Origin of the sequence: Streptomyces vastus (assembly GCF_039532825.1) — a bacterium.
Lineage (GTDB): Bacteria > Actinomycetota > Actinomycetes > Streptomycetales > Streptomycetaceae > Streptomyces > Streptomyces vastus.
The window spans coordinates 167,451-182,376 of sequence record NZ_BAAASJ010000124.1; the positions used below are offsets into that span (position 1 = coordinate 167,451).

Genomic DNA, 14,926 nt, shown 5'->3' on the forward strand with positions numbered 1-14,926 from the left:
CCTGTCAGCTCACGAAGGTCCCCACCACGATGTCTGTCGAGTCGGTCTTCCCACAGCTCGAGGCCCTGCTGCCGCACGTGCAGAAGCCGATCCAGTACGTAGGCGGTGAGCTCAACTCCACCGTCAAGGACTGGGACAGCTCCGACGTCCGCTGGGCGCTCATGTACCCCGACGCGTACGAGGTCGGACTCCCCAACCAGGGCGTGCAGATCCTCTACGAGGTGCTCAACGAGCGCGAGGGCGTACTCGCCGAGCGCACGTACAGCGTGTGGCCGGACCTCGAGGAGCTGATGCGGGAGCACGGCGTCCCGCAGTTCACGGTGGACAGCCACCGCCCGGTTCGCGCCTTCGACGTGCTCGGGCTCAGCTTCTCCACGGAGCTCGGCTACACGAACATGCTGACTGCCCTGGACCTCGCGGGCATCCCGCTGGAATCGAAGGACCGGGGCCTCGACGACCCGATCGTGCTCGCCGGAGGTCACGCCGCCTTCAACCCCGAGCCGATCGCCGACTTCCTCGACGCGGCGATCATCGGCGACGGCGAGCAGGCCGTGCTCGACATGACGGAGATCATTCGCGCGTGGAAGGCGGAGGGGCGGCCGGGCGGCCGCGAGGAGGTCCTGTTCCGCCTCGCTAAGACCGGCAACGTCTACATCCCGGCGTTCTACGACGTGGAGTACCTGCCGGACGGCCGTATCGGACGGGTCGTACCGAACAAGTCCGGTGTCCCGTGGCGGGTGTCCAAGCACACGGTCATGGACCTGGACGAGTGGCCGTACCCGAAGCAGCCGCTTGTCCCGCTCGCGGAGACGGTCCATGAGCGTATGTCGGTGGAGATCTTCCGCGGCTGTACGCGCGGCTGCCGCTTCTGCCAGGCGGGCATGATCACGCGCCCGGTGCGCGAGCGCTCGATCACGGGTATCGGCGAGATGGTCGACAAGGGCCTGAAGGCGACCGGCTTCGAGGAGGTCGGTCTCCTGTCGTTGTCGTCGGCGGACCACAGCGAGATCGGCGACATCGCCAAGGGCCTGGCCGACCGGTACGAGGAGGACAAGGTCGGCCTGTCGCTGCCGTCCACCCGGGTCGACGCCTTCAACATCGACCTGGCGAACGAGTTGACGCGCAACGGCCGCAGGTCGGGCCTGACCTTCGCGCCCGAAGGCGGTTCGGAACGCATCCGCAAGGTCATCAACAAGATGGTCTCGGAGGAGGACCTGATCCGCACGGTCGCCACCGCCTATGGCAACGGCTGGCGCCAGGTGAAGCTCTACTTCATGTGCGGCCTGCCGACGGAGACCGACGACGACGTCCTCCAGATCGCCGACATGGCGACCCGCGTGATCCAGAAGGGCCGCGAGGTCTCGGGCCAGAACGACATCCGCTGTACGGTGTCGATCGGCGGCTTCGTCCCCAAGCCCCACACCCCCTTCCAGTGGGCCCCGCAACTGTCGGCCGAGGAGACGGACGCCCGTCTGGAAAAGCTCCGCGACAAGATCCGCGGCGACAAGAAGTACGGCCGTTCCATCGGCTTCCGCTACCACGACGGCAAGCCGGGCATCGTCGAAGGCCTGCTCTCGCGCGGCGACCGCCGCATCGGCGCCGTCATCCGCGCCGTCTACGAGGACGGCGGCCGCTTCGACGGCTGGCGTGAGCACTTCTCGTACGACCGCTGGATGCAGTGCGCAGACAAAACGCTGCCCGCGTACGGCGTGGACGTCGACTGGTACACCACCCGCGAGCGTACGTACGAGGAGGTCCTCCCCTGGGACCACCTCGACTCCGGCCTCGACAAGGACTGGCTCTGGGAGGACTGGCAGGACGCCCTCGACGAGACGGAGGTCGAGGACTGCCGCTGGACGCCGTGCTTTGACTGCGGGGTGTGCCCGCAGATGGACACTTGGCCACAAGTAAGTAACAGCGGGAAGAAGCTGCTGCCGCTGACGGTCAAGAAGGACGCCACGACCAGCGGACACACTCACTGACGTGAGTGAGGCGTTGCTGCGCATGGTGGAGGTCCTGGGGGACGGCAGCGAGGAAGAGGCGGCTGCCGTCCTCAAGGCGCTCGGGGCCCAGCGCGGGCGGGAGCGGATCGTGCAGGAGGCGCCGAGAACGCCTCTGCCGCCTCCTGGGGGCTCGACGACTGTCCATTCCGAGGTGGAAGTGGGTCTGAGGCTTGGCGGCCTGGGAGAGAGCTGTACTCGGTGGTTGTCGCCTGAGTCCCGAAAGAACTCTGGCGCAGTCCGCACGCCGTCAGCGAGAAGGCGGTTTTTTCCCCGCGGTGGCGGCAGGGGAGGCAGCTGCGCTGACCTGCCAGCTAGCCGCGATCGAGCGGCAAGCGGGCGCCCCGCTGATGCCGCGATGCGAGCCGCCTCCCTGGCGAGAAGTCCCTGCGCCAGCACGGCCGCATCGAGATCGCCCAATATCAGGGTCGTGCGCGCGATCCGCGCTGTCCACTTGGGCTGGCCATACGAACCGGGAGTGCGTTCCGCCCCGAAGGCGGAGACTGATTACAGAGAGAGGAGGCAGGATCATGGATGCTCAGGGCGACTGGACGAGTACCGCGCGCGGTATGTGGCTTTGGCCGGTGGCGATCCTGGTCGGCTTCCCAATCGGGGGACTTGTCGCAGACCTCGTCGTTGGCGGAGTCGATTCCGTGGGAGCTGCGCTCGCTGCTGGTCTCATCGCGGGCGCAATCATCGGAGCGGCGGAGTGGTTCGCTTTGCGGCAGTGGGTCTCCTGGCTCTGGATCCCGGCGACGAGTGTGGGAATGGCCGTGGGCCTGGCCGCAGGAGCGGCTCTGGCCGACTATGGAATCGATCGAGGAGACGTCGTCCTCATCGGTGCCGTGACCGGCGTCGGTGTAGGGGCGTTGCAGGCGCTGGTGCTCGCACGACGCCGAATCCCTGGCGCGTTGTGGTGGGGGATTGCGAACCCGCCTGCCTGGGCGCTTGGCTGGCTCGTGACGTCGTACGTGATCACGACAAACGTCGATGAGCGATTCCCGAACTTCGGGGCGAGCGGAGCGCTCGTATTCGGACTGCTGACCTGGCTGCTCCTTGCGGTGCTGTTCAGGGCGGCGGCGCCCGAAGTCCGGGGGATGGCGGCACGGTGAACGTGTCTCCCGATTGGTCCAAGCGTCGCCCGTAGCACGTCTGACCCGCCCCATGACGGGAGCACCGTTGGCATGTGCATGCGGCGGCCCACGCTCGACGGCTTTCGCGGTGCTGGTCCGACCGGCCATGGACACGACCATTCAGATCGGCCCGACGGGCAGGAAGCTGCTGCCGCTGACGGTCAAGAACGGTGCGGCTGCGACCAGCGGACACGCTCACTGACGTGAGTGAGGCGTTGCGGCGCGTCGTCGGTGCGCCGGCGGGGTGACCGAGGACGAGGTTGTCGCCGCGCTGGAGCGGGTGGACGCACCGACCAGGCGGCGGCAGCCTCCCGTGCGGGAGTCGGGATGGCGTTCGTCGGCGCGTTCTGACACAGGGCAGCGCTGGGGCGTTTCCCGGCCACGGCCGCGGGCTGCGGCGCACTTGGGCGATGGCCGGGGCCTACGGAGTGAACAGATCCGCCAGATAGGTCGGTTTGGCCTCGATCTCCGCATAGCGCCCGGTCTCCTTCGACCAAGCGATGTTCCCAGCGGTGAGCGCGTGGAAGTCTCTGACACAGCGCAGCGCGTCGTCGACGACGACGTCGGCGAGGCCGGAACGCGTCAGCCGCCCGGGCAGGACCTGCTCGAGATCGAGGATGCGCTGGACGTATCCGGCCTGCATTACGGCCACTCGCTCCGCCGCCTCCTGGAGGCTGCACCGGTGATGATGGCCGATCACCGTGACGGCATTGAACGCATAGTCATGCGCGAGTTCCTTGGGCAGCGAGTAGAGGTCGTTGATGCAGGCATTCGCGTAGATCACCGCCTCCCGCATGTCCGCGAAGGCCGGGTTCGCGTGCAGTTGGTCGGACAGGTCCACACCGGTACCGATTTCCATCAGGTCCAGGACGGCGTCGAACGCGAACGATGCGCGGCGGTGGGTGAGATATTGCTGCAGGCCAGGTACGCGCCCTTCCTCTCGATGAATCATCTCGGCCCGATAGCTGTCGAAATACCACAACAGGTGCGGGACAAATCTTCGCTGCCATATGGAAGAACGGACAGCCGTCGTACGGCGCCACAGATCGGCCAGGGAACGCGCCAGTCGCCCAGCCGTAACGGTTCCGTCGAAGACGGCGAACAGCGGCCCGAACGCCTCCCGCCACCGCGCTGGCTGGTAACCGCGCACCGGGTCGTCGTCGAACTGGTCGTCCAACTGGAACAGCCATGCGTTCCACTGGGTGATCAGCGTCAGCGCTTCCCGTGAGGCGTTCGGGCACAACCACGCGGTGAGCCGGTCCACACGAGTGCGTTGCACATGCTGACGTGCCTCCTCGGTGGGCACCAGACCGAACTCGTCCAGCCACGCGTCAGCGGCCGCCGTGGCCTCCTGGAGTTCCGGATTGAGCGCTGCCGGTACGGGTATGTAGAGGTCCGGAATCCGGAAATTGTCCATACGTCAGCTCGCTTCTCGGTAAATCTCTGCCATTCGCGACATCCAGCGACATTGCCGATGCGGCATGCCCAAGGCACGCATGGAGTATGACCGGACAGTTCCAGCCACCGACGTAAATTACCCTGCCTGCAGACGGCGTTCGACAGAGGTCTCGTTTCTTCGGTGCTCATTGCCCTGCGCGGGGCAGCATCACAGACCGGGCGAATTCGGTCGGCCGCTGATGCAAGTACCCAGCGATCCAAGCCTGTTGTGAACAGGCCGGGTCAGGACCGGGTCAGCGGCGGCGGACGGGCCGGTTCAGACGAGCCAGGAGCAGAGCGACGTCGTCGCCCAGGCCGTGAGCCTTCTGCGTACCGGCGAGGAGGTCGTCGACAACGGTCTCCAGGTCCGCCGTGGGAGCGCCTCGCAGACCCCGGAGAAACCTCTCGTAGCCCTGGTCGATGTCCTTGTTCACGGCCTCGAGCAGGCCGTCGGTGGTCAGCGCGAGCACGCTGCCGGGAGCGATGCGCAGGCGGGTGGTCGGGTACCGCTGCTCTCGGTCGATCCCCAGGGGGAGACCGCCGGGGACCTCCAGGAGGCGCGGCGGCTTGCGGGGCGTGATCAGCGCTGGGGCCGGATGACCCGCCCGGCAGACCTGGAGCGTTCCGTCGGAGGGGTTGAGTGCCAGGTAACAGCATGTGGCGAACAGGGCCCTGTCCGGGTCGGTGTTCAGCTCGGCCAGCAGGCGGTTGGTGCGTTCCAGGACGGCCGCGGGCGGGTGCCCTTCGTTCGCGTAGGCATGCACGGCGGTACGCAGCCGCCCCATGAGAGACGCGGCGTGCACGCTGTGTCCCTGCACATCTCCTATGACCAGAGCCACGCCGCCGTCGGGCAGGCTGATGGCGTCGTACCAGTCGCCACCGATCCACATGCCGGAGGTGGCGGCCTGGTAGCGGGCGGCGATGGTGACACCCGGCGCCGTGAGCGGCCCGCGCGGCAGCATGCCACGCTGGAGCTCGGTGGCGAGTGCGTGTTCCGACTCGTACATGCCGGCCCGCTCCAGTGACTGGGCGAGCAGTCCCATGGTGGCGACCAGGAGGGCCCGCTCCTCGGGCAGGAATTCCTGAGGCTCGGGGAAACTGGCGAGGCAGGAACTGACACGGCCATGTGAGTCCGTGAGCGGCAGTGCCGCCCACGCCTGTGCAGTCGACTGCGCGAGCGGTGCCAGATGCGGATAAGCGGTGATCAGTGCGTCCGCGGAGCCGATGAGAACGGGCCCCCTGCGGTCGAGTGACTCCTCCACGAGTGTGCGGGCCGTGGCGTCGAGGACTCGCAGGGAGTCCTCACCCTGCTCGTCCTCGGCGCACGAGGCGACGACGGTCAACCGGTTCCCCTCCGGGGCGATCACCGCCAGCGCCTCCGCTCCGAAGGTACGCAATCCTGCCTGTGCAGCGGCCATGATGTCCTTGACCGTCACCGCGGCGGCCAGGGCCGCGGTCAGCTCCCGCATCCAGCGGTCACGGGTGGCGCGCTCGTACAACCGCCGCTTCTCCGCCTCGTGGCGTTCATGGACGGCCGTGGTGTCCATGACCACTCCGACCATACGGGCCGGCAGCCCGTCGGCGCCGGGCAGGACGCGGCCCCGGGCTTCCAGGGACCGGAGCTGGCCGCCGTCGGAGGTGACGCGGTACTCGATCTGGTAGTTGCCGCAGGATTGCGCTATCTGTCCCAAGGCATCGCGCACATCGGCCAGATCGGACTCGTGTACCGCGGCCAGGAAGCGCGAGATGTCCGAGGGGCCGTTCTCGGGCATGCCGTGCAGCGCGAGGGTGATCGGATCGCAGCTCACCTCGCCTGTGGCGATCTCCCAGGAGAAGAATCCCGCCTGCACGATGCTCGCGCTGGCCTGGAAGTCGCCGGGATTGGACTCGTCTTCCCGGAATACGGCAGTACGCACCGACCCGACGTCTTTCACTAGATCTCCCTGCCGCGGCGTGAACTACTGCCCTCCGAGGGGCTAACGGTTCTCAACCGGATGGGCCACGCACTGTGGTGGGTGGCCGATGGAAACCAGCCAGTGGGACGACTTGAGAGCCTACGGGACTGCGACACCATTCCCTCCCAGAGGTGAACGGGGTTCTCGCAGCGGAGTGTGCCCCCGCTCTTCCAGGGAAGATCGCCTGACCGACCCGACTGTGGCCGGATCGTGCGCATGCTAGTTGACTTTCCGGATCTTGCGCTAGACACCCCACCCGGCAGACCGCGTCGGCCGGGGCATGCGAATGCGTTCCTCCGCCAGGACCATGCCGGTCGCTGAACGCGCGGCACAGGTGGGCCATGGTGGAGCGCCCACCGCCTCGTCTCGGGCGCCGAGATGGGCGCCCTGACCCGTACGAATCGGGCCTTGCCCCGACCGACCTGGACGAGTCTTGGAGACCGCGGAGCACAGCAACCGCGCGCCCACCGCCAACCGTCAACCACACTCAGTGACCGAGTGCACAGCCCTACGGCCCTCAATGGCCCGGCTGATAGCTCGCGAGGAAGGGGTCTGGGTCCGGCGGCTTCGCTGATCGAGGCAACGTCTGGCGCCATGCCTTGGCGAGGTGGTTGTACGTAGTTGCTCGCCCAGCCATGGACACGACAATCCAGGTCGGCCCGACGGGCAAGAAGCTGCTGCCGCTGACGGTGGTCAAGTAGGACGGGGCGAGGGCCCGGCCGCCGGCGGAAACGCCGTGGCCGGGTCCTCGTGCGTCGCGGCACACTGCGGTAATGCCGCATCTCATCAGCCCTGATCCGCGTTTCCGTGTCTCCTTCCTGGCAGCGGTCCAGGAGAACCTCGCCGAGGACGAGTACTTCGGTGACACGCTCAAGCGGGAACTCGCCGTGTACGGCGACAGCTGGCACGAGCCGGACGGGTTCGCGCGCTATGTCGCCGCCGTCCGCGAGGAGGAACTGGAGGAGGGGCGCCGGCCCGACGGGTTCGTGCCCGGCAGCTGGTACTGGTACGTGGACGGTGAGACCTATCTCGGGCGTATCCAGCTGCGTCACCGGCTGACGCCCCACCTTCGCGACCACGGCGGCCACATCGGCTACGGGGTACGGCCGACCGCGCGGCGGAAGGGATACGCCACCGCCATGCTGCGCGATCTCCTGCCGTACGCGCGCGCCCTGGGGCTCGAGCGAGTCCTCGTCACCTGCGACACCACCAACGTCGGTTCCCGGAAGGTCATCGAGGCCAATGGTGGAGAGTTCGAGGACGAGCGGGGCGGGAAGTTGAGGTTCTGGATCCGTACGGGGCGCTGATGCGTCTTCGTCGGCATGGACCTGGAAAAGCCGCCGGCCGTGACGCCCGCACCGCGGCAGTACGAGATGAAGCCCGCGACCGGGCAGCAGCAGGACGCGGCGCCGGAGGGGTGTCTCGCGGTCGCGATCCGGATACCCGTGCGGATCGTGGTGCTCGTGCTGGTTGTGCCGGTGCGGATGGTGTGGGACGCGCTTGTGGTGAGCGGGCGGTTCTTGAGGGACACGGTGTTCCGGCCGCTGGGGCGGGCGGTCATGTGGGTGCTCGCGCCTGTCGGGCGGGCGGTTGTGATCGTTCTCGGGTGGCTGGCCAAGCTGGTGTTCGTGTGGCCTTGGGTGGGGCTGTGGCGGTACGTCGTCGTGCCCGTCGGGCGGGGGCTGGGGTGGCTCGGGCACGTGCTGCTCGTCGTGCCGGGCGTGTGGTTGTACGCACGGGTGCTGACGCCCCTCGGGCACGGGATCGTGGCGGCGCTGCAGGGGGTCGGGGCCGGGTGCGTCTGGCTGTGGCGGGTGCTGGTGGTCGTTCCGGCGGGCTGGCTGTACGCGCGGGTGCTGGCGCCGAGCGGGCGGGGGATCGCCTGGGTGGTGCGGGCTGTCGCGGCCGGGGTGGCGTGGGTGGCCCTGAGGTTGTGGGCGGGGATCGCCTGGGTCGGCCTGGGGGTGTGGGCCGGTGTGACGTGGGTGTGCCGCGGGGTGTGGGCGGGCGTGACATGGGTGTGCCGCGGCGTCTGGGCCGGTGTCACGTGGGTCGCTCGTGGTGTGTGGACCGGTCTGGCGTGGGTCGGGGGCGGGCTGTGGGCCGGTGTGACGTGGGTTGGGCGTGGGGTCTGGGCGGGGGTGATCTGGGTTGCGATGGTCGTCGGGACCTTGCTGCGGTGGGTGTTCGTCGTCCCGGCCGTTGCCCTGTGGCGTTGGGTGTTCGTGCCGGTCGGGCGGGCGATCGCCGTCGTCGCGCGCGAGATCGGCACGGCGATCGGGCACGCGTGGCGGGTCGCCGGGTATGTGTCGCTAGCCGTCGGGCGGTTCCTGGGGCGGCTCTGCCGGTGGATCTTCGTGGAGCCGGTGCGGTGGGTGTACAAGAGCGTGCTCACGCCCGTCGGACACGTCGTACGGGACGCGATCTGGCGGCCCGCCGCCGAGGCCGCGCGCAGCGTTGGGCGCAGTGTCCGACAGGCCCTGACCAGCGCTCGCGAGACCGCGCGGCAGACCCGGGCCGACATCCGGCGAATGCTCTTCGGAGCGCCCCCGCAACCCGAGCCGGTGCCCTTGTCCAAGGGACTCCGGGAACCCACGGTGCTCCCTGCGCGTACTCTGGAGGGTAGGTCCGGACGCGACGACCTGTCCCCGCCGACGCGGGGATGATCCGGACGGGGCGACGCCGGAAGGCGTCATCCGCCACCGTTCCCGCTCACGCGGGGGCGACGAGGTCCACCGCACGTCCACGAGGCGATGCAGCACGTACCGCCTCACAGCGAGGAGAAGAACCACTGGGCAAGCGACAGCCCGAAGGCCCGCCGCCCGCACCCGCGGTGCAGCGCGTACGCCTGCGCTACACCAAGCGCGGCCGCCTCCGGTTCACCAGCCACCGTGACTTCCAGCGCGCCTTCGAGCGTGCGCTGCGCCGTGCCGAGGTGCCGATGGCGTACTCGGCGGGGTTCACTCCGCACCCGAAGGTGTCGTACGCCAATGCCGCACCCACCGGCACGGGCAGCGAGGCCGAGTACCTGGAGATCGCGCTCACCGAAGCGCGCGATCCCGAGCGGCTGCGTGCCCTCCTCGACGAGTCGTTGCCTGCCGGGCTCGACATCGTCGACGCGGTCGAGGCCCGTACGTCGGGTCTCGCCGACCGGCTCACGGCCTCCGTCTGGGAGCTGCGCCTCGACGGCGTGGCACTCGCGGACGCCGAGCACGCGGTCGACGCCTTCATGAAGGCCGAGACCGTCGAGGTCCAGCGCAAGATGAAGAACGGCATGCGCACCTTCGACGCCCGCGCCGCGGTCGCGGGCCTGGAGGCGCAGGGTGCCGGACCTGAGACGCAGAGTCCACAGCCTGATAGGCCGACCGACCAGCCTTGTGCGATACTGCGGCTGGTTGTTCGGCACGTGACGCCTGCCGTACGACCCGACGACGTCCTGTCCGGTCTCCGAGCTGTGGCCGACCTGGCGCCGCCGGTCCCCGCAGCGGTGACCAGGCTGGCGCAGGGGCTTTTCGATGAAGAGACCGGCACGGTGACCGACCCGCTCGCGCCCGACCGCGAGGCAGTGGCAGCCGCCCCACTCATGGCCGCAGCCACCGCCGCCGCGACGGCGTCGGCGTAAGGAAGGGCCCGCGTAAGGACGGACGTCGTAGCGCCGCCCTCGTACTCGGGAGCCACCTGGGTCGGGCAGCGCACCCACCACAAGACTTTCGCCAGGCCGTACGCAACACGGCGTACGGAACCGGCGAGACAGAACACAGAGAGCTCCCGAGCGGCGCCCGCGCCCCGGACGGCGGCACCGCGCATCGCGCGAGCCGCGGACGTCACCGGTACAGCCGGACCAGGTGCGGCGCCCGGGAGCCTGACGGGAGATCCACCCGCATGCTCGAGCCGAACGAACCCGCTGAGGGTCCCGAGAACAACACCCCCAGCGACACTTTGCCGCCGCGTCGGCGCCGTCGCGCCGCGTCCCGCCCCGCGGGGCCGCCCGCGGCGACGTCCGAGTCCGCGACCGTGGCCGAGACCACGGCACCGGCCATACCGCCGGTGAGTTCTGCCGATCTCGCGGCAGAGGAGCCGGAGGAGATCGCGGCGACCTCTGAGACGGTGGCTGCTCAGGAGACGGCGGTGGCGCCCGAGGCGAGCACCGCTGACGAGACAGCAGCCGCGGCTGCGGCGTCTGCTGTCGCTCCGGCCGCGGAGGAGTCCGCGCCGACCGAGACCACTGTGCCCGCTGAGACCGTCCCTGCCGTGGAGAAGCCCGCCGGGCGTACGCGCCGTCGTGCGACACGTCGTGCTTCCGCCCCCGCCGGTGCATCCGAGGCCGCCGAGGCGTCGGAGGCCGTGGTGACCACGTCCGTCTCCGTGTCGGGTGACGACCTTGCGGCGCCCGAGGCAAGCGCCGTCGCTGCCGCTGCGCCAGCTGTCGAGGAGCCCGCTGCCGAGACGGCCGCCTCCGCGGCTGCCGACGCCGAGCCTGCCGTCGGTGAGGCCGCGCCTGCCGGGCGTACGCGCCGACGCGCGACGCGTCGTGTCACCGCACCGGCCGCTGCGCCTGAGCCGGCCGATGCCGAGGCCCCGGCCTCGTCCCCGGCTGCTGCGGAGCCCGCGGCCGAGTCCGCCGCCGCGACCGCCGCTTCCGCGTCGGCCGGTGCGCCTGAGTCGCCTGCCGCCGAGGCCCCGGCTGCCGAGGTAGCGGCCCCCGCCGCGACCGCCGCCGAAGGCACCGAAGACGCCGCAGCGGAGCCCACCGTCGGTGAGGCCGCGCCCGCCGGGCGTACGCGCCGTCGCGCCACGCGTCGCGTCTCGGCTCCCGCCGGTGCGTCCGAGGTCGCCGAGGCCGGCGACAGTGCGGCCTCCGCCGCCGACACCTCACAGACCACCCCCGAGCCCGCCGCCGTAGTCGAGCCGGATCAGACCACCGAGACCGAGGACATCGCCCCGCGCCGTGCGCGCCGTCGCGCCACGCGGCGTGCCGTTGCGCCTGCCGGTGCGCCCGAGGCCGCCGCGGCGGAGCCCACCGTCGAGGCCGCTGTCCATGACGAGCGCAGGGAGGCCCCTGTGGCCGCTGCCGAGACCGACCAGACCACCGTCCCCGAGCCGGAGGCCACCCCCGAGCCGGCGGAGGACGCCGCCCCGCGTCGTACGCGGCGTCGTGCCACCCGTAAGGCGGCCGGAGGCTTTGCCGCGCCGGCCCCGGAGAAGAAGCAGGCCGAGGAAGAAGAGCCCGCGCAGCCGCCCGCGCGGCCCGCTGTCGCCGTCTTCCAGGCGCCCGTGTTCACCGAGCCGATGTTCCAGACGCCGGAGCGCGCGGCAGCCGCCGCCGCTGCCGAGGCCGAGGAGGACGAGGACGAGGACGTTGCCGAGACGGCGTCCCCGGAGCCGGTCGAGGAGGAGACCGGTCCGCGTCGGCGCCGTCGCCGCAAGGGTGCGGCCGAGGAGCCCGCTGAGACTCCCGAGGCCGAGGAGTCCGCTGAGGAAGAGGGCGACGAGACCGAGGAGACCGGCTCGCGTCGTCGGCGCCGTCGCGGTGGCCGCAGGCGTCGCCGGGGCGAGAACGCCGAGCAGGACGGCGAGGCTTCGGAGAGCGAGGAGACCGCCTCCGAGCAGGCCTCCCAGGACACCGAGGACACCGAGGACACCGACGAGCGGGCCGAGGACGACGCTCAGGAGCAGCGCGAGGAGCGCGAGGAGTCCGGCGGTTCCAGCAGCAGCCGTCGCCGTCGGCGCCGTCGGCGTCGTGCCGGGGACGCGCCCGTCGAGGCCGAGCCGACCGACGGCGACCCTGAGCGCACGGTCGTCAAGGTCCGCGAGCCCCGTCCCCTGCGGGAAAAGAGTGCCGAGCCGTCCGACGAGGTGCAGTCCATCAAGGGCTCGACCCGTCTGGAGGCCAAGAAGCAGCGCCGCCGTGAAGGCCGCGAGCAGGGCCGCCGCCGGGTGCCGATCATCACCGAGGCCGAGTTCCTGGCCCGCCGCGAGGCCGTCGAGCGCGTGATGGTGGTCCGGCAGAACGGCGACCGTACGCAGATCGGCGTACTCGAGGACAACGTGCTCGTGGAGCACTACGTCAACAAGGAGCAGTCGACCTCGTACGTCGGCAATGTCTACCTGGGCAAGGTCCAGAACGTACTGCCGTCGATGGAGGCCGCCTTCATCGACATCGGCAAGGGACGCAACGCCGTCCTGTACGCCGGTGAGGTCAACTTCGAGGCGCTGGGCATGGCGAATGGCCCGCGGCGTATCGAGACCGCCCTCAAGTCCGGCCAGTCGGTCCTCGTACAGGTCACGAAGGACCCGATCGGGCACAAGGGCGCGCGCCTGACCAGTCAGGTCTCGCTGCCGGGCCGCTACCTCGTGTACGTCCCCGAGGGCTCGATGACGGGGATCAGCCGCAAACTCCCGGACACCGAGCGCGCCCGCCTGAAGACCATCCTCAAGAAGATCGTCCCCGAGGACGCGGGCGTCATCGTGCGCACCGCCGCCGAGGGCGCGAGCGAGGACGAGCTGCGCCGTGATGTCGAGCGGCTGCAGGCGCAGTGGGAGGACATCCAGAAGAAGGCGAAGGGCGGCGGCAACGCCCCGAGCCTGCTGTACGGCGAGCCGGACATGACCGTCCGCGTCGTGCGCGACATCTTCAACGAGGACTTCACCAAGGTCATCGTCAGCGGCGGCGAGGCCTGGGAGACCATCCACGGATACGTCTCCCATGTCGCCCCCGACCTGGCCGAGCGTCTGCAGAAGTGGACGAGCGAGGTCGACGTCTTCGCGTCGTACCGGATCGACGAGCAGCTCGCCAAGGCGCTGGACCGCAAGGTCTGGCTGCCGAGCGGCGGTTCGCTGGTGATCGACAAGACCGAAGCGATGATCGTGATCGACGTCAACACCGGCAAGTTCACCGGTCAGGGCGGCAACCTCGAAGAGACCGTGACCAGGAACAACCTGGAGGCGGCCGAGGAGATCGTGCGCCAGCTGCGGCTGCGTGACCTGGGCGGCATCGTCGTCATCGACTTCATCGACATGGTCCTGGAGTCCAACCGGGACCTGGTGCTGCGGCGGCTCCTGGAGTGCCTGGGACGCGACCGTACGAAGCACCAGGTCGCCGAGGTGACCTCGCTGGGCCTTGTCCAGATGACGCGGAAGCGCGTGGGCCAGGGTCTGCTCGAGTCGTTCTCCGAGACCTGCGTCCACTGCAACGGCCGCGGCGTCATCGTGCACATGGAGCAGCCGACCGCCGTTGGCGGCGGCGGCAAGCGCAAGAAGCGTGCGCGGGCCGGTGCCGAGCCCCTGCCCGAGCAGGTTCCCGCTCCGGCCATAGAGGCTGTCCAGGCCGTCGAGACCGCCGAGGAGGAGGCCGAGACCGAGGCGGAGATCGCCGCCGAGGCCGCCGCGCCCGTCGCGCTGGCCGAGCCCGCCTTCGTACCGGACGAGGAGCTGTACAGCAGCGCCGCCGAGGCGGAGGCCGCTGCCACCCGGGGTGGCCGTTCGCGACGGCGGGCCAGCCGACGTGCGTCGGCACCGGCGGGCGCGCCGCGCCCCGAGTCCCGTAGGCCCGAGCGCAGGGCAGAAGCCGAGGCTCCGACGGCGCAGACCGTGACCGCCGAGGACGAGGCCGAGCGTCCCGTGCACCCGGAGCCGGCTGCCGTCGCTCAGGCGGAGCCCATGGCCGCCGAGGACCCGGTCGTCGAGGCCCCGGCCGCCGAGGAGGCCGCGCCCAAGGGGCGTACGCGTCGTCGGGCGACCCGCAAGGTCTCGGCGCCGGCCGGTTCGCCGAACGCGGCCGAGGAGGTCGTGGTGACGGTCACCGAGCCGGTCGCGGCCCCAGCCGCTGAGCCCGAGCCGGTCGCCGAGCAGCAGCCCGAGCCGGCCGCCGAGAGCGCGGCCCCGGCCCGCCCGCGCCGCCGTGCGGTCCGGATGGCCGCCGCGCCCACCGCGCCGGAGGACACGGCCGTCGTGGTCGTCCCGTCGGCCCCGGCGGAGGAGCCTGCCGAGGCGCCGGCGCCGGCGCCGGTCGCGGAAGCCGAGGCGGCCGTGTACCCAGAGGCCGCTGCGGACGCCGACGAGGCGCCGGTCAAGAAGGCGGCCCGTAAGACGGCCAAGAAGGTGACCGCGAAGAAGGCCGCCGCGAAGAAGACGGCAGTCAAGAAGACGGCCGTCAAGAAGGCCACGGCCAAGAAGGCGACCACGAAGAAGGCGACCACCAAGAAGGCCGCGGCGAAGAAGACCGCGGCGGCGGAGCAGACGCCGTCGTCGTCCACCGTCACGGCCGCCACCGACGAGGACCGGACCGAGGACTGAACCGAGGACCGAACCGTCTGAACCGCCTCGGTGCCCTCTGACCGTCGGAGAACCCGCCGGTCAGAGGGCGTCGGCGTACCCGAAGCCGGTCAACTGGCAGGGTGGT

At 70.3% G+C, this 14,926-nt stretch carries 8 protein-coding genes; 6 read left to right on the forward strand and 2 right to left on the reverse strand.

Annotated elements, in window-relative coordinates; translation table 11 throughout:
- Positions 1-29 precede the first annotated feature (29 nt).
- Both ABD357_RS41965 and ABD357_RS41970 read left to right on the forward strand, forming a co-directional pair.
- Positions 30-1,982: a TIGR03960 family B12-binding radical SAM protein gene (locus ABD357_RS41965; protein WP_344396834.1), complete on the forward strand. Its 1,953-nt coding sequence runs from the start codon at positions 30-32 to the stop codon at positions 1,980-1,982.
- A gap of 548 nt (positions 1,983-2,530) precedes the next feature.
- Entirely contained in the window at positions 2,531-3,112 is a 582-nt protein-coding gene (locus tag ABD357_RS41970) for a hypothetical protein (RefSeq protein WP_344396835.1), read from the forward strand.
- 442 nt (positions 3,113-3,554) lie between these two features.
- Here ABD357_RS41970 and ABD357_RS41975 read toward each other — a convergent pair whose 3' ends face one another.
- Both ABD357_RS41975 and ABD357_RS41980 read right to left on the reverse strand, forming a co-directional pair.
- Positions 3,555-4,439: a terpene synthase family protein gene (locus ABD357_RS41975; RefSeq protein WP_344396836.1), complete on the reverse strand. Its 885-nt coding sequence runs from the start codon at positions 4,437-4,439 to the stop codon at positions 3,555-3,557.
- Between the two features lie 385 nt (positions 4,440-4,824).
- Entirely contained in the window at positions 4,825-6,486 is a 1,662-nt protein-coding gene (locus ABD357_RS41980) for a PP2C family protein-serine/threonine phosphatase (protein ID WP_344396837.1), read from the reverse strand.
- 812 nt (positions 6,487-7,298) lie between these two features.
- On the opposite strand from ABD357_RS41980, the gene ABD357_RS41985 reads away from it, so the two are divergent.
- The 4 genes from ABD357_RS41985 to ABD357_RS42000 all read left to right on the forward strand — a co-directional run bounded on the left by ABD357_RS41985 (position 7,299) and on the right by ABD357_RS42000 (position 14,820).
- On the forward strand, positions 7,299-7,832 hold the full coding sequence (locus tag ABD357_RS41985) for a GNAT family N-acetyltransferase (RefSeq protein WP_344396838.1): 534 nt from the start codon (positions 7,299-7,301) through the stop codon (positions 7,830-7,832).
- A 15-nt stretch (positions 7,833-7,847) separates the two neighbouring features.
- On the forward strand, positions 7,848-9,191 hold the full coding sequence (locus ABD357_RS41990; RefSeq protein WP_344396840.1) for a hypothetical protein: 1,344 nt from the start codon (positions 7,848-7,850) through the stop codon (positions 9,189-9,191).
- A 167-nt stretch (positions 9,192-9,358) separates the two neighbouring features.
- Positions 9,359-10,147, forward strand: a complete 789-nt coding sequence (locus ABD357_RS41995) for a TIGR03936 family radical SAM-associated protein (RefSeq protein WP_344396841.1) — start codon at positions 9,359-9,361, stop codon at positions 10,145-10,147.
- Between the two features lie 260 nt (positions 10,148-10,407).
- The gene (locus ABD357_RS42000) at positions 10,408-14,820 is read left to right on the forward strand and encodes an Rne/Rng family ribonuclease (RefSeq protein ID WP_344396842.1); all 4,413 of its coding nucleotides are present in this window, start codon (positions 10,408-10,410) and stop codon (positions 14,818-14,820) included.
- The last annotated feature ends 106 nt before the right edge of the window (positions 14,821-14,926 follow it).